Genomic DNA, 20,932 nt, shown 5'->3' with positions numbered 1-20,932 from the left:
CACCGGGGAACCTGCGACGAGGCTCGGACCGACCGGTCGTCACGTGAGATCCCCGGCTGGGGCGGACAGCACGGGCGGGGAAGCATCGGGCGCGGGGTCCAAACTCACTGCCCGCGCCAGAACGGCGTCGACCTGGGCCGGGTCGATGAGCTCGCGCGGGGTGAAGTCGGTCGGCAAGGCGCGCAAGATCCCGTCGATGGCCGCGAGGATGCGCGGCTGGGCCTCTCGGAGGCGACGGAACACGACCGATGCGGTGACGGCATCCGTTTCGCTGGTCGCGGTCGGGCCAGACGTTACGGGGCCGCCGGAAGTCCCGGGCGCGGACAACGCTGAAGCCGGTGACCCGGACACGGCCAAGCCCGCAGCGGCCACGCCGGGCACAGGCAAGCCAGGAGCGGCGGAACCGGAGGCATCGACCACGAGACCAACCTCGACGGCAAAAGGCGTCGGCGCGAGTCCCGCGTCGGCGTCCGTCACGAAGGAGAGGTTGACCGTGCCCATGTTGAGCTCACCGGCCAGCACGATTTCGGGGTACGCGGTCATATTGACAATGTGCGCGCCCATCGAACGGAACCAGACCGACTCCGCCCGGGTGGAAAACCGTGGACCCTGGATGACCACGACCGTGCCGGAGGCAGCGAAGTTCTCGCCAAGGTCCTCGAGCGCGCGCCGGGCGTACCCGCGCAGCTGAGGGTCGAACGGGTCCGCGGCGGAAAGGTGCTGCACCGATTCCCGGTCGTAAAACGTGTCGGGGCGGCCCGACGTGCGGTCGATGAACTGGTCGGTGACGACGAGCAGACCCGGTGGATATTCCGGCGTGACCCCGCCCACCGCCGAGGAGGAGATGATCGCCCGCACGCCGATCGAGGCGAGGGCCCACAGATTGGCCCGGTAATTGATCAGGTGCGGCGCGACGCTGTGGCCGCTGCCGTGCCGGGGCAGAAAAGCGACGCGGCGACCCGCGCGCAGGCCGATCGTGACCGACGCCGACCCGTACGGCGTCGGAATCCGATGCGTGACCGCGGTTGCGGGGTCGACGAGTTCGTAGAGGCCGGATCCGCCGATCACGGCGACGTCCGCGCGCGCGGTCGGGTCAAGCACAGGGTCAATCTTCACTAGCGGCTCCCAGCGGGTTACGAGTCGAGTGTTCAGTCTGCCATTGAAAGCTGCGTGCCCTCGAAAGCCCGCCGTACCAAAATGGATGCCCCCGCCCCGATTGACCCGGCCCGGTCCTAAATGGCCGACGAGCCCGCGCCGCGGACGGCGGCCCCAGGTGTTCCGGGCTCGGGCCCCGTCCGCAAAGAATGGCCCCGTCCGCACAGAATGCCCCGAACGCGCACGAAGCCCCAAATGAGGAACGCCCGGAACGACAACCGGCTAGTGCGTGTAGACGCGGATCGACGACGCGAGCGGTCCGGGCGGGTTCACGGTGAATGACGACAGCAGGCCGTCGCTGGAGTAGTCCACGAGCGCCCACACCGATTCCCCGCCGCTCACCAGGTAGCGAGCCCCGCTCCGCAGCGGAACCGTCGCGCTCGCCCCGGCATCGATCTGCAGGTCGACGGCAGAGCCGCGGTCGGGCGTGAGGGTGAGCGCAGCATCCGCTCCCCCGCCGTTGACGAGGTGCAGGGTCGGCGACGGCCCCTCGGCAACGGCCACCGTGAACGAACCCTCGAGCGACGCCGAGGCCGCGAACCAACCGAAGTCCCGGCCGTCAGCGCCCGCGCTGGAGGTACGGGCGGCCGCGACGATCGGCTGGTCGGAACGCAATTTCACCGAGAAACTGCCCACGGTCAACGGCGACAGCGGAATTTCGGTCGCAACTCCGGGCTCGATCTCCACCTGGGTCGAGGTGCCGTCAGCAGCCCCGTCGGCGCTCGTGACGCCGATCTGCACGGTCGCCGCCTCGGTGCCGGGCACGAACACCCGAATCGACGGGGTATCGGCGTTGAACCCTTCGCCGGTGGTGACGGTGTCCGCGGCGACCGCCGACGTGACACGCACCCCGGCAATTGTCTGGTTGAGTGCCGGCGTGGCGGTGGCGCCAATGATCTCGACTCCGCCGGGTTCAATCCCCCGGATGCTGCTCTGCTCCAATGCTGCCGCCACCTGCCCACCACGCGACGACACGCGCACGACCGGGGATTTCAGGTTCGGGGCGAGGCCGGCCAGCGAAATGACACGCTGCTCGCCGGGCTGCACCAGAATGCCGGAGGCGCCGGGCGCGTCGACGATTCCGCTCTCACCGTAGACGGTGACGTCGACGGTCGCGAGCACGGTCGACGGGTTGCTGAGCAGCAGCAGGCTACTGCCGCCGATATCGGTGGATCCCCCAACGAGCCAGCTCTCGCTGGCCGCTTCGGTGCAGGACGCGACGGCGAGCCCGCCCAGGGTGTCGGTGCCGACGACCTGCGACTGGCTGCCGGCGACGAGCGGCGGCACGGTGGCGCCATCCTGCACGGGAACGGTCAGCAACAGCGGCGGCTGCCGGCTGCTGGAGTCGTCGACCGCACTGATCTCGGTGACGTCCGGGCGAATCTGGTCAAAGTCGCTCCCGGCAGCGTCGATAGCGCCATACACGGCTGCAGCGAACCCGACGCTCGACGCCGACTGGGCCTGCGTCGAATCCTCGGCGAGGGTGAGCAGCGGTCCAGGGCAGACCCGTTGCTGCTCGCTCGGCAGCGGCACGATCTCGCTCGAGCGGGGTTCGTTCTCAACGGTCGGCAGCGTTACGAGGGTCGAGGCCGCGCCGACAGCGACAACGACGGCGATGCCGACCAGACCGAGCACGCCGCGACCGGCCCGACCACCAATGCGGACGAGAGTGCTTCTAGCGGGCATGATCGTCCTCCACAGTGTCTTCCGTGGACGATTCCAGCCCGGTACCGACGCCGGTTTCTTGGTCCATGGCCAAGTCGGCCTCTAGATCGGTACCGAGCGGCGGTTCCCGATCGGCGTCCAGGTCGGAAACGACCATGCTCTTGCCCCGGCGGGTTCGTTTCGGTTTCGGCTTGGCGTTGGCCCTGGCCGCACGGCGAATCGCATCACGGTTGGCTTGGCGCACGGCTTCACGGCCGGCGCCGATCGGCAGCGACAGCAGAACGGCGCTGCCCACCACGGCAACGGCAATCAGCAGGGTGACCAGGCCGAAGACGCCGCCGGCGCGAGCCGGCGCTGGAACGCCACCGGCAGCATCCGTTTCGCCGAACTGCCACAGTCGGCCGAATTCGGTGTCGCCCACCGGGGCCAGTGCGGCATTGCCGTCCAGGGCGGTTTCGGTGCGCAGCTGGGTGTCACCGGCAAGAACATCAGCGCCGGCCGGCTGCAACACGATAAAGCGGATGCCGAATTCGGCCAGATCCGCGCTGGTGTCCAGCCCGCTGCGTGAGGCCAGGTTACCGGCGAGCTCCGCCAGCGCTTTCTCGCGGGCGCTGAGCGTTTGGTCGGTGCTGCCGCGGGTGGATTGCTGGTTCAGCGTGGCGCCGACACCGCGCTCGATCGTGGCGAGCAGGCCTCCGTCGGCCTGCGGAACGAGGTGCAGGGTGCCGACCCGGTCATCGATCTGCGCTTCGGCGGCGACGAAGGCCGGCTGGGTTCGCCCGGTTCCCTCGCGCACGGCGGCGGTACCGAGGTGCAGGGAGCCCAGAAGCGGCAGCACTACGACGGCCAAGGCCAGCGCGGCGACGACCCCGGGCGCCGGCGCAAATCGGCGCAGGGCGCGCAGGCCGATCAGGAGGGCGCCGACCAGGCCGAGCCAGTACAGGCTGAGCCCGGCGCCCGACCACACCCGCACCGGTTCGGCACCGATGGCGGCAAGAACGAGCTGGTTGGCGGCGAGGGCGGTGCCGAATCCGAGCAGGGCGACCAGCCAGGCGCCGCCCGCGAGCCGGGCGCCCGGCAGTAACAGCGCCAGCAGGGCGAGCACGGCGATGGGCGTGAGCAGGATGGGAACGAACAGCTGCGGGTCGAGACCAGGCACCCCGAACCGATCGAGGACACCGGCCCAACCGCTGCCGCCGGGCAGCCCGAGCAGCAGTTGCAGGGTCGGTGCGTGATCGCTCGGTACCGGCAGGCCGGGGTCGGCGACGAGGTTCAGCCAGGTGCCGCGCAGGCCCTGGTCGGCAATAAGCGGAAGCGCGAGGGCGAGCGCCGGAAGCGGAATGCCGATGAAACGCATTACCCGGCGACCAGCAATGGCCACGCTGAGCAGCCAGGCCACGAGCAGCGCCGGGGCGAGGGAGGGCGCACAGGCCACGACCGCCGCGAACAACAGTGCAGCCGAGGCGGAGGACGACCAGGTGCGCGCGGCCGCGAACCAGGTGAAAAACAGCCACGGCAGCAGCAGGTGCACGAGGATGGCGGCCGGGCGGCCGTCTGCCAGGGCGGCCAGAAAACTCGGCGCCAGCACCCACAGGGCGGCGGCCAGGGCGCGCAGGCTGCCCCGGTCGGTCAGGCGGGTCGCCGCCATCCAGACGCCGACCGCAGCGAGCGGAAAGGCGAGCGCGTAGACCAGCACGAAGGCAAAGGACGGCGACCAGAACGCGATGGAGCCGAGCACGGCCAACACAGCGGCAAACGGGTCTGCGGCGCCGACGAAGCCGAGTCCGAGGTCCCGCCAGCCGTAGCCGACGCTTGCCCACAGTTCGGGCAGGCTGGGCGACAGCGGCAGCAGCCCACCACCGATGAGGGTGTCGGCGCCAAGCAGCGGCACCATCATCACGATGCCGACCACCGCGGCGGCGAGCATGGTCCAGGCTCCGCCGCCGGAGAAGAACCGAATTTCGGCGCGTTCACCGTGCAGGCCGAACAGGCTCGCCTCGCGCTTGAGTGACTGCCGCCGGCGAACTTCGGCCGACGGAACGCGCAGGGTGGAGATGGCATCCCAGCCGAGGGTGCGGGTTTTCGTAAACATGCGACGGGCGCTGCTGACGCGCAGGCCGTTGAAGGCAGCGCCGAATGCGGCCGAGAATTCGCCCACGATCGCTCCGGGCTCCTTGCGCAGCAGCTGGCCGATCGAGCGGATGAAGGCGAGCGGCAGCAGGGTCAGCCAGTGCAGGGCGAGCACTCCGGCCGGCGCATAGACCAGGCGGCGATGCAGCTGCGCCGAGCGTTCGGCTCGCACCCGGCGGCGGCGCAGCCGCCCGCGGGAGGACTGGTTCGGGCCGGCCACGCCGTCGCCGGCCGAAGCCACCCGTGCGGCCGGCACCACCGAAACGCGATACCCGGCGAGGCGCACCCGCACACAGAAGTCAAGGGAATCGTCGACGGTGGGCAGCGCCGGGTCGAAACCACCCAGCTGTTCCCACACTTGGTGGCGCACGAGCATGCCGCCGGCGCTGACGGCGAGCACATCGCTCAATCCGTCGTGCTGGCCCTGGTCCAGTTCGCTCTCCACCAGGGTGACGGTCGCGCCAAACGGCGTCATCGACTCGCCGAAGTTGTGGATGTATTCGCCGGCGATCCACTCCATCACCTTGGGCCCGGCCACCGCAACGGACGGCGCAATCTCGAGCGCGTCGACCAGGACTTCGAGGGCGGTCGGGTCTGGGGCGCTGTCCTGGGCGAGCAGCCAGAGCAGCTCCCGGTCGTGCGTGGGCGGCGTGGTCACGCGCACGGCGGCGGTAATCGCCTGCCCGAAGTTCAGGTCGGCATCGGCGGCAATGAACTGGGTCGGCCCGAAATCGGCCAGCATCTTGGCTGTCGCATCGCTCGATCCGCAGTCCACCGTGATCACAATGTCGGGTTTGCGGGTCTGCAACGACAACGCCTTGAGAGTTCGCTCAAGGTGTTTCGCACCGTTTCGGGCGACAAGGATGGCGGTGACTCTCGGTTGCATAACAGCACCAGCCTAGGTCGGGATCGGTCGCTGCCCCTCAACCGAGAGGGCGCGCCTCAAATATTGGCAGGGCAATAGCGAAGCGGATGCGTCAGCATCCGCTTCCCCTTCGCCCAGGCGTAGCGCGGCCGCAACCTGGCTCGCTTCCCACCGCGTCAGGGCCGAGAAAGCTGCGCCCGGACCGAGCCAGCCGACAGCATCCGCTTAAAAACTGCGCGGAACGGGTTAGGCGCGCTTGCGCAGTTTGCGCCGTTCGCGCTCGGACAGCCCACCCCAGATTCCGAACCGCTCGTCATTGCTGAGCGCGTATTCGAGGCATTCGCTGCGCACCTCGCAACCGGAGCAAATCTTCTTCGCGTCGCGGGTGGAGCCGCCCTTTTCGGGGAAGAATGCCTCAGGGTCGGTCTGCGCGCAGAGGGAGTCGGCCTGCCAGGCCAATAGGTTCTCGTCGCCGTGGTCTTGTCGTACTCCCGGAACACCGAGGGCGACGGGGTCAATGAACCAGTCCTCTGGTACTCCGGAACGATAGTCAGGTAATGCCATATCGTCTCCCAGCGCTCGATCCGCACCAATCAGTGCCGCACCTAATTACACCCGTGTAATTCGATATCGTCAAGTCGCGAATCGTAAACCCTCAATATGGGCTAGAGAGTTGCGACGCGCCCATGGCGACAAATTCGGCCATTTGGGGGGCGTCTGAACGTTGCGAACAGAGCACGATATGCGCCCTCAGCGGCGTGTCGACCCTCAATGAACGGCCGCGCGTGACGAGTCCCAGGCGCTCTGCACCATCTGCTCGAGGGTATGGCGCATGCTCCAGCGCAGGTCGCGGGCCGCGAGCGCGCCAGACGCGACGATACGATCGGGGTCGCCCACGCGTCGCGGTCCGAGCTCCGGAACGAAGTCGATGCCGGTGACCCGACGCACGGTCGCCATGATCTCGCCGACCGAGACGCCGTCGCCGCTGCCGAGGTTGTAGACCGGCTCGATCGCCTCGTTAGAGTCGAGCCGGCGTGCCGCGGCGACGTGCGAGAGAGCGAGGTCGGCGACGTGAATGTAGTCGCGCACGCAAGTGCCGTCCGGCGTGGCATAGTCGTCGCCGTTGATGCGCGGGGTGCGACCCTCTAGCAGCGCCGCAAAGACGAGCGGAAAGAGGTTGTGCGGGCTGGTGTCGCTCAGGCTGAGGTCGCCCGAGCCGACGACATTGAAGTAGCGCAGCGATGTGTGCCGCAGGCCGGTCGCTACGCCCTGGTCGCGCAGGAGCCACTCGCCAATGAGTTTGGATTCGCCGTAGGGCGATTCCGGGCTTTTCGCGGTGCTTTCGGTGACGAGGTCGGTGTGCGGCGTGCCGTAGACCGCAGCGCTCGAGGAGAACACGATGCGGTCGATCGCCGCCCCCTCCATGGCGGCGAGCAGCGTGGCCGTCGCGGTGACGTTCTGTTCGTAGGTGTGCAGGGGGCGTTGCACCGAGACGCCGGCGTACTTGAATCCAGCGACGTGGACGACGCCGTGCACGTCGTGCTCGCGAAAGGTGTGCACGAGCAGATCGCCGTCGAGCACGCTGCCCCGCACGAACGGCACTGTGGCCGGCACGAAAGATTCGTGGCCGCTCGAGAGGTCGTCGAGCACAACCACGTCGAGCCCTTCAGCCTGGAAAGCGCGCACCACATGGGATCCGATATAGCCCGCTCCGCCGGTTACCAACCACGCCATACTGCCCCGCTCGTTCGCGGTGACACCGATGTGCCACCGCTTCAGGCTAGCGCCAGCGAATCAGTGCGTCATCGTCGTCGGTTGCTCGAACGCTTTGGCGACCGTAACCGTCGCGCCCGGAAGAGCGAATCGTGGCCACAACACCGGCGATCGCGAGGACTGTGAGGAGAAAAATAAGAATGAACATGGCAGAAACTCTATGTATTGTGCTTTTCTGCCGCGAGTGGCACAGTTGACGTTGTTCGACACATTTCTGCCATATCCAACCTCAGCAGAACGGATGCCCATGCTTCAGAAAATCGTCTGCGTCACCCTCCCCGGTCTGGCGCCGTTCGAATTCGGCGTCATCTGCGAGGTGTTCGGCATCGACCGCAGCGTGCACGGAGGGCCGGCGTTCGACTTTCACGTCGTCGCCGCCGAACCCGGCCCGATCCGCACCAAGATCGGCTTCGACATCGTCGTGCACGACGACCTCGCCGCCGCCGCTGACGCCGACCTCATCGCAATCCCGGCCTACGCTATCGGAGTGGCAATCGACCCGCGCGTGCTGCAGGTCGTGCGCGACGCCGAGGCTCGCGGTGCCTGGGTGCTCAGCGTGTGCAGCGGCGCGTTCGTGCTGGCCGAGGCCGGCATCCTCGATGGGCGCCGCAGTACGACCCATTGGATGTACACCGAGGCCCTCGCCCGGGCCTACCCGAATACAACCGTCGACCCCGACGTACTGTTTGTGGAAGACAATCACGTCGTCACCGGAGCCGGCACCGCCGCCGGCATTGACGCCGCGCTGCACATCGTGCGCAAGGAACTGGGCGCGACCGTCGCGAACGTGATCGCACGCCGCATGGTCGTGCCGCCGCAGCGCGATGGCGGCCAGTCCCAGTACATCGAAGCATCGGTCGTCGACTGCCAGGACGAATCCTTCGCCGCCGTCACCGAGTGGATGCTGCGCCACCTCGACCAGGAATTGCCCGTCGATCTACTCGCCCGCAAGTCGCTCATGTCACCGCGCACCTTCGCCCGCCGGTTTCGCGCCGAAATCGGCACCACGCCGACCCGCTGGCTCAACCGGCAGCGGCTGCTTCGGGCGCAGGAACTGCTCGAGGACTCCTCAAGCAGCCTCGAGGAGATCGCCATCGACACCGGCTTCGGCGGGGCGGCCGTGATGCGCCATCATTTTCTGCAGGTTCTGCAGACCACTCCCACCGCCTACCGGCGGGCCTTCGGCCCCCGCAAGGCCGGCTAACCGCGCGGCCTCACGTCGTTCGTACGGCGGTCTCGACAAGCTCGACCGCCGAGAAATGGTTGCCTCCCCGAGGCTGCTCCCGACTCGCCTACGAGACCCAGACAGTCCGCTGGTCGAGCTTGTCGAGACCGCAATCGACCAATGCTTGACTGCCTGCGAAACCCGGCTTACGCGCCCGTCGTCGCCAAAAACACCTCGCCAGTTCCAGCGAAGGTCAGCGTGCCCTCGTCGGGCGTGACATAGACAGCCTGGCCGCGCTTCAGCGGCCGCGACGACGCGGCCCCGGCCACCAGAAACCCGCCAGCCGTGCAGATGGCAATCGCCGGACCGGTGAGGGTGATCTGTCGCATCGTAACGGGCGACGACGACGCAGCATCGGCATCCGCTTCAATGTGCACGAGTTCGAAGTCGGGCACGTCCGGACGATACAGCGAGACACCATCGCCGAGAACGATCGGCGCGAGGTAGGGCGAGGGAGCCGGAGAGAAGTCGAGTACCGCGAGCAGCTCCTCGATGTCGATGTGCTTGGCGGTCAGCCCACCACGCAACACGTTGTCGGAGGCGGCCATGAGTTCGACGCCCAGCCCGGACAGATACGCGTGGATGTTGCCGGCCGGCAGATACATCGCCTCGCCGCGCTGCAGGGAGACCCGGTTCAGCAGCAGGGCGAGCACGATTCCGGGGTCACCGGGGTACTCGGCAGCGAGCACACGTACCGCCGCCAGTTCGCGGGCATAGCCGATGGCCGCTCCCCCCTCAGCCAGAAACTGGGCGTGTTCGGCGAGCGCCACGACCCGTTCGACCAGCCATTCCACCTCGCCGGAGTCTCCGCCGCGACCGTCGCGCAGCAGCCAGTCGACGGTGTCGGGCAGGCCCCGGGTCAGGTGGCTCTCGAGCAGGTCGATGATCGCGGCCTGCGAATCATCGGTCGCGAGATCGAGCAGCCTCAACTCGGCGATGATGCCGCGCACCTCGGCGAGCGGCCGAAAACCGCAGAGCGCTTCGAAGGTGTCGCTGAGCGCAACGAGCAGCTCGGGCTTGTGGAACGGGTCGCGGTAATTGCGATTGCCGGCGTCGATGGCCACACCCGCCTCGTTCTCGAGCTCGAACCCGGCGCGGGCCTGCGCGCTCGTCGGGTGCGCCTGCAGCGACAGCGGGCGACCGGCCGCGAGAATCTTGAGCAGAAATGGGAGGCGTGGGGCCGCAGCCGCTTCTCGACTGGCCCAATCAGCGCCGAGTGCTACCTCCGGCGCCGCCGCGATCCACGCGGCGAGGGTGTCACACCCGCCGACCAGGGCCGGATCCTCGATCACCGACGGCGACCCGGCGTGGGCTCCCAACCACAGTTCGGCCTCCGGCCCGCCCGACGGCGTGCGGCTGAGCAGGTCGGCGATGGCGCGAGTGGAACCCCAGGCGTAATTGCGCGGGGTATTGGTGATGCCCACAAACATGTTCGGCTCCTTCTACAACTGTTTAGACCAAACTACCAACCGGGTTGGGGCGCTCAGACAAGCCCCCTAGGCTGGCGGCAATTCACCGGTCGCCTGTCGGCCGCAGTCTATGCAACGGAGCAACCATGACCTTTGAACTACTCGGCAGCGACTTCTTCGGTTACGAAAACCTGCTCACCGAGCCCGAGCAAGCCGCGATCATCAAGCTGCGCGCCTACCTCGAAAAGGAGGTGCGGCCCATCGCAAACGGATGCTGGGATCGCGCCGAATTTCCCACCCAGGTCATCAAGCCCCTCGCCGAGCTCGGCATGTACTCCTTCGGATGGGAATCGACGAAACCGTTTGAGAATTCGGCGGTGTTCCGGGGATTCGTGGCGCTGGAACTGGCGCGAGTGGATGCATCCGTCGCCACCTTCGTCGGTGTGCAGAACGGTCTCGCCGCCGGCACCCTTGAAGCGTGCGGCTCGGACGAGCAGCGCGCCGAGTGGATTCCGCGCCTGGCCTCCGGCGAGATCGTCGGGGCGTTCGGGCTGACCGAGCCGTTGAGCGGCTCCGACGCAGCGCAGGGCCTCCGCACCACCGCGACGCGCAACGGCGACAGCTGGACCCTGAACGGCGCCAAACGCTGGATCGGCAACGCCACCTTCAGCGACGTGACCATCATCTGGGCCAAGGACACGGCCGACAATCAGGTGAAGGGCTTCATCGTTCCTACCGACACCGCCGGATACACGGCCACCAAAATCGAGGGCAAGATCAGCCTGCGCGCGGTACAGAACGCCGACATCGTGCTGACCGACGTGATCGTTCCCGAAAGCCTGCGCCTGCAGAACGCCAACTCGTTCAAGGACACCGCGAAGGTGCTGCGGGCCACCCGCGCCGAGGTGTCCTGGGCGGCCGTCGGCAATGCCATCGGCGCCTACGACGCGGCCGTCGCCTACGCACACGAACGTGTGCAGTTCGGCAAGGCCATCGGCGGGCACCAACTCGTGCAGGACCTGCTGGTGAAGAGCCTCGGCAACATCACCGCCAGCCTCGGCATGGTGGTGCGGGTGTCGCAGCTGCAGGATCAGGGCGTGCAGCGCGACGAGCACTCCGCATTGACCAAGGCCTACACGACCAGCCGTATGCGCGAGACCGTGGCCTGGTGCCGGGAGCTGTTCGGCGGCAACGGAGTCACCCTCGAATACAACGTGGCCCGCCATTTCGCCGACGCCGAGGCCATCTACTCCTACGAGGGCACCCAGGAGATGAACACGCTCATCGTGGGTCGCACCATCACGGGCCAGGCTGCCTTCGTCTGAGTCGCGCCGTCCGTAATGCCGGTGAATTTTGCAACACGCCGGGTCACCGCAATCCGTTTGAGACAGCGTGTCGCAAATTTACCGGCGTTGGCTACGCGAGCGGATGCCCGCGCAGGGTGTGCGTCCGCCCGACTCGGGCTACGGTGTCGGAATGACACTTGACGAGCACGGACCGGCGTGACGACCGACCAGGAGCTCGACGCGATCGTCGTCGGATCCGGCCCGAACGGACTCGCCGGGGCGGTCACGCTCGCCCGCGCCGGGCTCAAAGTGCGGGTCTACGAGCGCAATCCTCAGATCGGCGGCGGGGCGGCCACCGCCGAGCTCACCCTGCCCGGGTTTCACCACGATGTGGGGAGCGCCGTGCACCCGCTCGCGCTGGCCTCCGAGTTCTTTCAAAAGTTCGGCCTCAAGGATCGCATCGAGCTCAGGGTTCCGGAGATCTCCTACGGGCATCCGCTGCCCGGCGGCCGGGCCGGCGTGTCCTGGCACGACATCGAACGCACCGCCGCCGGCCTCGGCAGTGACGGCCCGGCCTGGCTGAACCTGCTCGGGCCGCTCGTCGACCAGATCGGAGCCATCGCCGAGCTGACCGGGGATGCGCTGTTGCGCGTGCCGCGGCATCCGCTCACGCTGGCCCGCTTCGGGCTGCGCACGCTGGAGCAGGGCAGTCCGGTTTGGAACTGGCGTTTCACCGGGGAAACCGCCCCGGCGCTGCTCACCGGCACGTTTGCGCACTCGATCGGGCGGCTGCCGAGCCCGTCGACCGCCGGCGCCGGGCTGACGCTCGCGGCGCACGCGCACGCCGGCGGCTGGCCGATTCCTACCGGCGGCAGCGGTGCCATCGTGCGGGCCCTCGCCGACGACCTGCTCGCGCACGGCGGCGAAATAATAACGGATGCCGACATCGTAAGTCTCCGAGAGCTGCCGCCGGCACGCGTGATGCTGCTCGACATGACCCCCCGCGCCCTCGTGGGCCTCGCCGCCGCCGCCCTGCCCAGCCGCTACGCGGCCGCCATGACACGGTTTCGCTACGGAAACGCCGTCGCCAAGGTGGATTTCGCGCTCTCCGAACCGGTGCCCTGGACCGCCGCGGACCTGCGGCGAGCGCCGACCCTGCACGTCGGCGGCACCCGCGCCGACCAGGCCCGCGCCGAAAACGCCGTCGCCCGCGGCCGGCACGCCGACTCCCCCTACGTGCTCGCCGCACAGCCGAGCATCCTCGACGCCACCCGCGCTCCCGCCGGCAAGCACGTGCTCTGGGCCTACACACACGTGCCGGCTGGCTCGACCCGCGACCAGACCGAGCAGATCACCCGGCAGATCGAGCGCTTCGCCCCCGGCTTTCGCGATGTCATTCTCGCCTCGGCCGGGCAGACCGCCGCGCAGATGCAGAACCACAATCCCAACAATGTCGGCGGTGACATCGCGGCCGGCGCGATCAGCCTCGCGCAGCTGCTGCGTCGTCCGGTGCTCTCGGGCGATCCGTGGCACACCCCGTTGCCCGGCGTCTACCTCTGCTCGTCGTCGACATCGCCCGGCCCCGGCGTGCACGGAATGTGCGGCTACCGCGCCGCCCTCAGCGCCCTCCGCCACGAGTACAACATCACGACGCCCCCCGACCTCTCCCCCTAACAACCCGCGAGAGCGCAAAAAGTGCCCGATTGGGCACTGCAATCGGGCACTTTTTGCACTCTCGCGACAAACCGAAGGAGACCCGATGGCTGTGAACTATCGAAAATTCCGCTGCACTCCCGAGCAGGTCTTCGCGGTGCTGCACAACGGATGGCTCTACCCCACCTGGGTCGTCGGCGCGAGCCGCATGCGCGACGTCGACACGATCTGGCCCGCGGTCGGCAGCCGTCTGCACCACTCGGTCGGAGTCTGGCCGGCCCTGCTCGACGACAGCACATCCGTACTCGAATGGCAGGCGCCCCGCCACGCCCTGCTGCAGGCCCGCGGCTGGCCGATTGGCGAGGCCCACGTGTCGATCGACATTCAAGATCACCCAAACGGATGCCTCGTGCGCATGACCGAAGACGTCGTCGCCGGCCCGGCACGCTTGGTTCCCACCACCCTGAGCGATCTGGCCATCCGCTACCGCAACTCGGAGACCCTGCGCCGCCTCGCCTACCTCGCCGAGGGCCACGCCGACTAGTTGTCCCGCGAGAGCGCAAAAAGTGCCCGATTGAGCCCTCCAATCGGGCACTTTTTGCGCTCTCGCGATAGGGGTGAGAACAACACCGGTAATCTGAAGCCATGTCCGCCGTGCAGAGTCGCCTCGTCATTCGACTCTTCGCGACCTTCGTCTGGTTCACCGTTCTGGCCGGCCAATTCTGGCGCAACCTCGGCGGCTGGTGGGGCTTCGGCGCCATCGCCGTGATCGTGGTCATCGGCAGCGTGATCGGCCTGAGCACCCAGCGCCACAACGCCCGCCGCCGGGCAACCGCCAACGCAGCCACAGCCACAGCCACAGCCACAGCCACAGCCACAGCAACCCGCCTAAACGCAGCCCCCGCAAACGCGTCCGCAGTCTCCTCGCACGCTGACACGGAAGCCTCGGTCCCGGTACATGCCGACGGCGCAGCCGCGGTTTCAACGACCGCAGCGCCCACACCGGCCCAGGACGACACCCCCACCGACCGCGACATCGCCCGCGGAAACACCTACCAGGCCGCCCTCGCCCCCGCGCTGAACTGGCGCAAGTTTCCGAAGACCATCACCGCGTTCCTGCTGCTGGCCACCCTGTCGATCGCGTGGTCGTATTACCCGGGGGCATCCGCTCTGGGAATCACGCTGCAACTCATCACGACCCTCGCCGCCCTGTTCCTGGCCGTGACCCTCACCTGGCCGGAGCTGCTGCGTACCCTGGCCGGCGCCCTGCGCTGGGTACTCGCGCTGAGCCTCGTATTCGAGCTTTTCGTCGCCGTCGTCATCCGAAATCCGGTACTGCCGTTCTTCGTTGACTACGGCAACGCCAAGGTTCCCGACGCTTTCTACTGGTCACAGGGCCTGCTGCTCGCCGGCGGCCCCATCGAGGGCATCGTCGCCAACCGCAACCTGCTCGGATTCATCGCGCTAACAGCCATCATCGTCTTCATCGTGCAACTGAGAGCCCGCCTCGTCAAGCGCGGCGCCGGCCTGGTCTGGCTGGGCCTGGCCGTCGGGATGCTGCTGCTCACCCGCTCCGCCACGGTCACCGTCTCGCTGGTCGCGGTCGTCGCAGCCCTGTTGTTCGCGCTCTGGGCCCGACGACTACACGACCAGCACCGGCGGCCGCTGTATCTCGTGGCCGCGGCATCCGTTCTGGCGGTGGCAGCGGCCCTCGCGCTGTTCTCGTCGCAGCTGTTCGGGCTGCTCGGCCGCAGCGAGGATCTCACCGGTCGCTTCGACATCTGGGCCAGCGTCACCAATCTCGCCCAGGAACGCCCCGTCTTCGGCTGGGGCTGGGTGAGCTATTGGGTGCCGTGGGTCGAACCGTTCAACGACCTCGCCGTGCGCAAGGGCGTCACCTATCTGCAGGCGCATAACGCCTGGCTCGACGTGTGGCTGCAGCTCGGCATCGTCGGCGTGATTCTGTTCGCCGCCCTGGTCTTCTCGACCCTGTGGCGGGCCTGGTTTCTCGCCGTCGACCGGCCGCGCCTCGGCATCGAGGACACCGAACCGTTCGCCGTCTCCGCGCTGCTGCCCCTGCTGCTGCTCGCCGCGCTGATTGCGCAGAGCGTGGCCGAGAGCCGGCTGCTGATCGAGAGCGGCTGGGTGATTCTCATCGTGCTCGCCGTCGTCACCAAACGGCAGCAGCACGCGCCCAGGCCGATGCCGTGACCTGCGCGCGGTAAATTAGAGGATGACCACCCTGCCTGAGGACCTGCGCCGGGTGTTCGCGTCGCCGAAATTCGCGGCCGCACTCACGCTCATTATTCTGGCGACCGCGTTCAGCACCCATCTGCTGCGCAGTGTCATGGGCTGGGCCGGGCTCATCGGCATTTTCGGCGGCCTGGTCGTTCTCGCCGTGCTCTCCCTGCTCGCCCGCCGCCCCATCGTGGAGTGGCACGGCCTGCTGCCCATCTCGATCATCGTATTCGTGGCCTGGTGCGCGCTGTCCAGTGTGTGGAGCGGCTACACAGCCTCGACCATCATCGGCGTCAGCTACCAGGTCACCGTCGGATTCCTCGCCATCTACGTGGCCCTCGTGCGCGACACCTTTCAGGTGGTGCGCGCCACCGGCGACGTGCTGCGCGTGCTGCTCGGCCTCTCAATCGTGCTCGAAGTGCTCTCCGGCCTGCTGCTCGACCTGCCGATCGCCTTTCTCGACGTGGTCGGCGATATCGACCAGCTCGGCCCGATCCAGGGCATCTTCGGCTCCCGCAACGTCTTCGGACTCATCGCGCTCATCGCCGCCGTCACCTTCTACGTCGAGCTGCGCGCCCGGTCGATTCCGCGCAGCCTCGGCCTCGGCTCGATGTGGCTGGCCGGCATCTGCCTGGTACTCACCCGCTCCCCTGTCGTGGTCGTCGTCGCGATCTGCGTCACCGTCGCAGCGCTGGCGCTCTACCGGTTGCGTCGCACCCCCGTTGCCGGCAGACGGATGCTGCAGCTCGGCCTCCTGAGCGCGGCCCTCGTCGCTGCCGGCGCGGCCTGGCTCGGTCGCACGGCCATCATCGATACCCTCAACGCGGGCAGCGAGTTCGAAGCGCGGTCCTCGCTCTGGAGGGAGATGTGGCGGCTGGTAGAGCTGCATCCGCTCGAGGGCTGGGGCTGGGCCGGATTCTGGCCGCAAGACGTCACACCCTACGGCTGGCTCGAATTCACCACCGGACGGATGCACCAGACCGGCCTCAACGCCTACCTGGACGTGTACTTTCAGGTTGGATTGATCGGCTTTCTCGCTTTTCTCGCCCTGGTGCTGCTGGCCTTTGTGCGCTCCTGGCTGCTCGCCTCGAACAAGCGCTCGCTGGTCTACGTCTGGGCGCCGCTCATACTCGTCACCCTGCTGGTGAGCAGCGCGGCGGAGAGCACGATTCTGTTCGAGTTCGGCTGGCTGCTGCTGGTGATCTGTTCGGTCAAGGCCGCGCAGAGCTTGAGCTGGCGCAGCGCCCTGCCGCACAAACCGCACCCCGACGCCCCGTAACGCGATCGATTCGGCAGCTCCACCCCTTGGTCCCAACTGCTACGCCTGCTACAGTGACGGCATGAGAACAATCGCTCATCGCGATTTACGCAACAACAGTGCCGAGGTGCTCCGGGCCGTCCGGGATGGCGAGACTCTCCAGGTCACCAATCACGGCGAGGTCGTCGCCGTACTGTCCCCACCGCCCGTAGTGCCGCTCGGCGGGATTCGACACCGCCCGCCACTGATCCGCGGCGGGTTTTCAGCCCTGCCGCTCTTCAAGATTGCAGTGAGCACCGAGTCCGCTCTGGAAGAGCTGCGCGCCGAGCATTGATTACCTACCTGGATACCTCTGCCGTCGCAAAGTTGCTCGGAGACGAGGCAGAGAGCAGTGCTCTCCGGAAGCACCTGGACGACAGGGTCGCCGGCGGGGACGCCGATCTGGTCTCGGCCTTTCTCGTGGAAACCGAATTACGGCGCATAGCCACGCGAACAGGAATCCCGCAGACCGCGGTCACTGACGTGCTCTCACGGTTAGCCCTGATGGACATGAACCGCAGCGTCTTCCGCGAAGCCGGACTCCTCAGCGGCGCCAGCTTGCGGAGCCTAGACGCCCTCCACATCGCCGCGGCGCTTCAAGCGGGAGCGAACGAGTTCATCACGTACGATGCTCGACAGCAGACGGCAGCCGACGCCGTCGGCCTGCGCGTACGCACCCCCGGGCGCAGCACCGACTAGGCGCTACGTCACAGCGTTCGAAGTTTGGGCCGAAGGTACGTCAGACCGGCTGCACAAGATCCCGCAGCACATCCTGTAGCCCCAGACCGAACCGGGAGTAGTCCCCCGACCTCCATCCGCGCACAATCGGCCCAACCCGCAGCAACCGCGCCACCGGCAGCGCGCTGCGCCGCGTCTCGTGCGCGAGCTTCGCATCAATCAGCGCCAACACCGAAGCGGATGCGTCCGGCTCGAACGTCGCCGCCCGACGCTGCAGCTCGGCGGCTCGCGCCAACAGCCGCGCGTTGCGTGCCGTGCGCGGTGCCCGCAGCCGCCCGAGCTTGCCGGAGGCGTCGAGCGTGGTCACGCCGATCTGGTTGCCTCCGTGCTGCCGATAGTCGGTGAGTGGCTCTTCGAGCAGGTCGACCAGACCGGTCGCTGCGGCGACCATGGCCATCCACTCATCGTGCACCCACGCGGCGGGGAACGGCCGTGAGCGCTCGACCAGCTCTCGCCGAACCATCATCGTTGCGCCGGTAACGATATTGCGGCGAAGATAAGCGTCAGTCGCGTGCCCCGCGTGCACAGCCGCGCGGTCGGCATCCGACACACCCAAGGTTTTCAGCAAGGTGAGACCCAGAGGAGCGCCGGCAGCATCAACGAGCCGCGCGTCGGCGTGCACCATCTGCAATGCCGGTCGACTGGTGAACTCGGCCACCATGCGCTCCACCCGGTCGGGCCACCAGACGTCGTCCTGGTCGCAGAGCGCGATGAGATCGCCCGTGCAGGCCGCGAGGGCCTTCTCGAAGTTAGCCGTTACCCCGAGGGCTGTTGCGTTCGTCAGCACAAGAACCTCCACGGCAGGCGCGGCTGAGATAACTCGCTGAACGACGTCCAACGTCTCGTCCGTCGAACCGTCGTCGGAAACCACAATCTCGTCGGGTCGCAACGATTGCCCCAAAACGCTGAGCAGTTGCTCTTCAAGATAGGCGGCGCCGTTGTAGGTGCACAATGCGACTGAGACACGCGCGGCCATTAGCTACGCTTCACACCAACCGACAAGACACCAAGGAACATACCGGCCATGATCGTCTGCGCCCCAAGCATCATGAGCAATGCTGCCGGAATTGCCGCTCGGAGCGTGGCACCCGCCTCGAGGGGGCCGAAGTCGTTCGAGGCCCAACCAACGAGCTGAGCAACAGCTACGCCGAGTCCGACGACAAAGAGCAAAAGGCCGACGATAGCGCCACTCTCGAGGCTAATGCGCTTCTGCAAGCGATCGAAGTTGCGGCTGCGAGGGATGCGAAATCCTTCACGCTGCGCATAAATCTTCGTGAGAATGGCAAACAATACCGACTGGTAGCCCACCACGGTGAGCGCAGCGAGATAAAGCTGCGACGAATAGGTGAAGCCGACCCGGCCAACAACGACGGGACCGAATCCCAGCAACATCACGCCGACAAAACCAAGCACGAATGCGGCCGTCCCCGGAATCAAGAACAGCCAGCGGGGGCTGAAGATCAGCAGAAAACGCAGGTGGCGCCATCCGTCGTGCCAGCTGCGCAGGTGAGGAGGGCGGCTCCGGCCGTCCTTCTTGAGAGTGGTCGGAACTTCACTGACGCGGAGCGCCCCCAAAGTCGATTTGACGACGACCTCGCTGGCGAATTCCATGCCGGTCGTGACCAATCCCAGACTCAGGATGGACTCACGATTGAAACCTCGAAGCCCGCAGTGGAAGTCACGAATCTCGGAACGAAACAGCATACGTCCGATCGTGGACAGAACGGGGTTACCGAGGTACTTGTGTAGCGGCGGCATAGCTCCCGGCTCGATACCCCCACGAAAACGGTTACCCATCACGAGTTCATCGCCCGCGCGCAGGCGTTCAACGAACGGCTCCAAGTTATCGAAATCGTAGCTGTCGTCGGCGTCGCCCATGATCACGTAGGTGCCATACGCCGCGGTAATGCCCCCCATTAGCGCACTGCCATAGCCCTTGGCTTCGACCGCGACGACCCGAGCGCCGCGCTCTTCCGCGATCAGCTGCGAGCCATCGGTGCTGCCATTGTCAGCAATGACAACCTCACCAACAACGCCGGACCGCTTGAGGTACCCCATCGCTTTGTCGATACATACTGCCAAAGTCTCGGCCTCGTTGAGGCAAGGCATGACAATCGAGAGTTCAATAGTGCTGGTGTCGAGCATTGCATCCTTTTGTGTTGCGAAGACGGCTTTTCAGCCTATCGGATCATAAGTCGTCGCCCGCAGGGTGGGCATTCTCTGGGGCAGGAGCGACACCACCACAACCCCGAGTGCAGTCACGGTATAGCCGACAGTGACGCCGATCGAGGCCGCGATAGTTCCCGTCCACAGGGGCGTAACAACGATCATAGTTCCGAGCCCAACGGCCAGCCCCGTGATGGAGAAGACCGTGGCAGAGACAACACGATTGCTGGTGAGAAGATACGCGGTCGCGACCAGCCCGATGGAGAATGCAAAAATACCTGCCAACAGCATGGACATGATTGTGGATGCGCCGTCATATTGGCTTCCGAAGACCACGTTCACGATGAGGGGACTCGCGAGGGTAACCGCGCCAAAAACAGCCGCAAGTCCAGCCGCCATACCCGCCAAGACCAGAACATATCGACGGCGGGTTCCAGCTGGATCCGTTGCCAACCATTCTGAGAAACGGGGAATTAGAACTTGAGTGACTGCCTGGCTCAGCATCGAGGCGGGAGTCGCGAGCGACATCGCCGCAGCGAACAAGCCCGCCTTAACCGGCGATTCAACAATAAATACGTAGACCATCGCGAATTGAATCAGACCGTTTGAAGCCAGCAGCCCCAGGGAATTCCACGACGTCAGCTTCAAAATGCTCGTCGGTTCAACAATACTTTCTTGTCGCAATCCCTCGTGTCCATGCTGCGCCCGCAGCCAGGTCTGAATACCGAAGATTGCATAACCGATGGTGATCGGCCACAAAAGAGCCCACGACAGCCCGGCCCAGAGCACGACAGCAAGCAACGTCATGGTGGCAAGCGCCGCCACGACGTCCCATATGGCTGCTCGTTCAATTCGCCCGAGGCCCACTTCAATTCCCCGCGCCAAGATGTACCCAGAATAGGAAACGATCAGGGCAGCGATCATCACGACGTCGGCAAGCTCCGCTCCCAAAGCCAGGATGCTAATGGGTATCCCGATGGCAAGCATCACAACGCACGAGAGCCAGAATGTTCGCAGGATGAGTCGCATGGAATGGACAGGGGTGTGACCTAACGAACGCGCGTGTGCAAGAAAATGTGACGCCGCGTTCCCGGCTCCCGTCGGCCACAGCAGGGACAGGATGAGCGCCAGAGCCAACCAGGCCGACACGTGCGCGAGATCGCCGGGCCCCATGAAGCGCCCGATCAGCACGGAGTATCCGAAGCGAGACAGACCCAGCACAAGTACGCCTACTGTGGAGACAGCGGCCTGGGACGCGAGTGCGGATCGATTCACCTACAAATGCTACCCGGCAGCAGTGCAGGCACGAGCCATTCGGTGTGCCGCCCGACA

Annotated in this window: 18 protein-coding genes; 8 read left to right on the top strand and 10 right to left on the bottom strand. The window is 66.6% G+C overall.

Translation table 11 applies throughout. From position 1 onward, the window contains the following. Positions 1–39 precede the first annotated feature (39 nt). From E3T41_RS13260 to E3T41_RS17955, 6 genes are all read right to left on the bottom strand, one after another. Entirely contained in the window at positions 40–1,116 is a 1,077-nt protein-coding gene (locus E3T41_RS13260; RefSeq protein WP_134479004.1) for an MTAP family purine nucleoside phosphorylase, read from the bottom strand. Between the two features lie 261 nt (positions 1,117–1,377). After that, positions 1,378–2,841: a DUF5719 family protein gene (locus tag E3T41_RS13255; protein WP_134479003.1), complete on the bottom strand. Its 1,464-nt coding sequence runs from the start codon at positions 2,839–2,841 to the stop codon at positions 1,378–1,380. After that, positions 2,831–5,836 (bottom strand): glycosyltransferase family 2 protein, encoded by a 3,006-nt coding sequence (locus E3T41_RS13250; RefSeq protein WP_134479001.1) that lies wholly within the window; start codon positions 5,834–5,836, stop codon positions 2,831–2,833. Before E3T41_RS13250 ends, E3T41_RS13255 begins: the two co-directional genes overlap by 11 nt. Positions 5,837–6,061: 225 nt before the next feature. Continuing rightward, positions 6,062–6,379, bottom strand: coding sequence for a WhiB family transcriptional regulator (locus tag E3T41_RS13245; RefSeq protein ID WP_092452634.1), 318 nt, complete (start codon positions 6,377–6,379; stop codon positions 6,062–6,064). A gap of 204 nt (positions 6,380–6,583) precedes the next feature. Next, positions 6,584–7,549, bottom strand: a complete 966-nt coding sequence (gene galE / locus E3T41_RS13240; protein WP_134478999.1) for a UDP-glucose 4-epimerase GalE — start codon at positions 7,547–7,549, stop codon at positions 6,584–6,586. 46 nt (positions 7,550–7,595) lie between these two features. After that, positions 7,596–7,736, bottom strand: a complete 141-nt coding sequence (locus E3T41_RS17955) for a hypothetical protein (protein ID WP_166787614.1) — start codon at positions 7,734–7,736, stop codon at positions 7,596–7,598. A 99-nt stretch (positions 7,737–7,835) separates the two neighbouring features. Here E3T41_RS17955 and E3T41_RS13235 point away from each other — a divergent pair, with 99 nt between their 5' ends. After that, entirely contained in the window at positions 7,836–8,792 is a 957-nt protein-coding gene (locus E3T41_RS13235) for a GlxA family transcriptional regulator (protein WP_092452628.1), read from the top strand. Positions 8,793–8,959: 167 nt separating this feature from the next. Here E3T41_RS13235 and manA read toward each other — a convergent pair whose 3' ends face one another. After that, positions 8,960–10,243, bottom strand: coding sequence for a mannose-6-phosphate isomerase, class I (gene manA / locus E3T41_RS13230; RefSeq protein ID WP_134478998.1), 1,284 nt, complete (start codon positions 10,241–10,243; stop codon positions 8,960–8,962). A 125-nt stretch (positions 10,244–10,368) separates the two neighbouring features. Between manA and E3T41_RS13225 the strand changes: the two genes are divergently transcribed. The 7 genes from E3T41_RS13225 (at position 10,369) to E3T41_RS13195 (ending at position 17,395) form a co-directional block, all read left to right on the top strand. Further along, a complete protein-coding gene (locus E3T41_RS13225; RefSeq protein WP_134478996.1) occupies positions 10,369–11,547 on the top strand; it encodes an acyl-CoA dehydrogenase family protein in 1,179 nt (392 codons plus the stop codon). Positions 11,548–11,724: 177 nt separating this feature from the next. Then, the gene (locus tag E3T41_RS13220; protein WP_134478994.1) at positions 11,725–13,182 is read left to right on the top strand and encodes an NAD(P)/FAD-dependent oxidoreductase; all 1,458 of its coding nucleotides are present in this window, start codon (positions 11,725–11,727) and stop codon (positions 13,180–13,182) included. An 85-nt stretch (positions 13,183–13,267) separates the two neighbouring features. After that, entirely contained in the window at positions 13,268–13,705 is a 438-nt protein-coding gene (locus tag E3T41_RS13215; RefSeq protein WP_104132003.1) for an SRPBCC domain-containing protein, read from the top strand. A gap of 101 nt (positions 13,706–13,806) precedes the next feature. Continuing rightward, entirely contained in the window at positions 13,807–15,372 is a 1,566-nt protein-coding gene (locus tag E3T41_RS13210) for an O-antigen ligase (RefSeq protein WP_194088211.1), read from the top strand. Positions 15,373–15,394: 22 nt separating this feature from the next. Further along, positions 15,395–16,678, top strand: coding sequence for an O-antigen ligase (locus E3T41_RS13205; protein ID WP_134478992.1), 1,284 nt, complete (start codon positions 15,395–15,397; stop codon positions 16,676–16,678). A 61-nt stretch (positions 16,679–16,739) separates the two neighbouring features. Then, positions 16,740–16,991, top strand: a complete 252-nt coding sequence (locus tag E3T41_RS13200) for a type II toxin-antitoxin system Phd/YefM family antitoxin (RefSeq protein WP_134478990.1) — start codon at positions 16,740–16,742, stop codon at positions 16,989–16,991. Beyond that, positions 16,988–17,395: a type II toxin-antitoxin system VapC family toxin gene (locus E3T41_RS13195; protein ID WP_092452606.1), complete on the top strand. Its 408-nt coding sequence runs from the start codon at positions 16,988–16,990 to the stop codon at positions 17,393–17,395. The genes E3T41_RS13200 and E3T41_RS13195 overlap by 4 nt, the downstream gene beginning before the upstream one ends. 40 nt (positions 17,396–17,435) lie before the next feature. Here the strand turns inward: E3T41_RS13195 and E3T41_RS13190 are convergent, their stop codons facing one another. From E3T41_RS13190 to E3T41_RS13180, 3 genes are read right to left on the bottom strand one after another with little or no spacing between them, the layout of a single operon-like run. Then, positions 17,436–18,410: a glycosyltransferase family 2 protein gene (locus E3T41_RS13190; protein ID WP_134478988.1), complete on the bottom strand. Its 975-nt coding sequence runs from the start codon at positions 18,408–18,410 to the stop codon at positions 17,436–17,438. Next, complete coding sequence (locus tag E3T41_RS13185) at positions 18,410–19,579, bottom strand: glycosyltransferase family 2 protein (RefSeq protein WP_134478986.1); 1,170 nt, start codon at positions 19,577–19,579, stop codon at positions 18,410–18,412. Before E3T41_RS13185 ends, E3T41_RS13190 begins: the two co-directional genes overlap by 1 nt. Positions 19,580–19,609: 30 nt before the next feature. Then, entirely contained in the window at positions 19,610–20,875 is a 1,266-nt protein-coding gene (locus E3T41_RS13180; protein WP_134478984.1) for a lipopolysaccharide biosynthesis protein, read from the bottom strand. Between the last annotated feature and the right edge of the window lie 57 nt (positions 20,876–20,932).

Origin of the sequence: Cryobacterium sp. Hh38 (assembly GCF_004403235.1) — a bacterium.
GTDB classification, from domain to species: domain Bacteria; phylum Actinomycetota; class Actinomycetes; order Actinomycetales; family Microbacteriaceae; genus Cryobacterium; species Cryobacterium levicorallinum.
Note: the sequence above shows the minus strand (reverse complement) of the source record. Positions and strands in the feature narration are given on the sequence as shown.

What these genes read in the sequence shown, in the direction of transcription:
- galE (WP_134478999.1), bottom strand. Translation starts at nt 7,549, where the DNA reads ATGGCGTGGTTGGTAACCGGCGGAGCGGGCTATATCGGATCCCATGTG.
- E3T41_RS13235 (WP_092452628.1), top strand. Translation starts at nt 7,836, where the DNA reads ATGCTTCAGAAAATCGTCTGCGTCACCCTCCCCGGTCTGGCGCCGTTC.
- E3T41_RS13210 (WP_194088211.1), top strand. Translation starts at nt 13,807, where the DNA reads ATGTCCGCCGTGCAGAGTCGCCTCGTCATTCGACTCTTCGCGACCTTC.
- E3T41_RS13205 (WP_134478992.1), top strand. Translation starts at nt 15,395, where the DNA reads ATGACCACCCTGCCTGAGGACCTGCGCCGGGTGTTCGCGTCGCCGAAA.
- E3T41_RS17955 (WP_166787614.1), bottom strand. Translation starts at nt 7,736, where the DNA reads ATGTTCATTCTTATTTTTCTCCTCACAGTCCTCGCGATCGCCGGTGTT.
- E3T41_RS13245 (WP_092452634.1), bottom strand. Translation starts at nt 6,379, where the DNA reads ATGGCATTACCTGACTATCGTTCCGGAGTACCAGAGGACTGGTTCATT.
- E3T41_RS13255 (WP_134479003.1), bottom strand. Translation starts at nt 2,841, where the DNA reads ATGCCCGCTAGAAGCACTCTCGTCCGCATTGGTGGTCGGGCCGGTCGC.
- E3T41_RS13215 (WP_104132003.1), top strand. Translation starts at nt 13,268, where the DNA reads ATGGCTGTGAACTATCGAAAATTCCGCTGCACTCCCGAGCAGGTCTTC.
- E3T41_RS13200 (WP_134478990.1), top strand. Translation starts at nt 16,740, where the DNA reads ATGAGAACAATCGCTCATCGCGATTTACGCAACAACAGTGCCGAGGTG.
- E3T41_RS13185 (WP_134478986.1), bottom strand. Translation starts at nt 19,579, where the DNA reads ATGCTCGACACCAGCACTATTGAACTCTCGATTGTCATGCCTTGCCTC.
- E3T41_RS13250 (WP_134479001.1), bottom strand. Translation starts at nt 5,836, where the DNA reads ATGCAACCGAGAGTCACCGCCATCCTTGTCGCCCGAAACGGTGCGAAA.
- E3T41_RS13225 (WP_134478996.1), top strand. Translation starts at nt 10,369, where the DNA reads ATGACCTTTGAACTACTCGGCAGCGACTTCTTCGGTTACGAAAACCTG.
- E3T41_RS13190 (WP_134478988.1), bottom strand. Translation starts at nt 18,410, where the DNA reads ATGGCCGCGCGTGTCTCAGTCGCATTGTGCACCTACAACGGCGCCGCC.
- manA (WP_134478998.1), bottom strand. Translation starts at nt 10,243, where the DNA reads ATGTTTGTGGGCATCACCAATACCCCGCGCAATTACGCCTGGGGTTCC.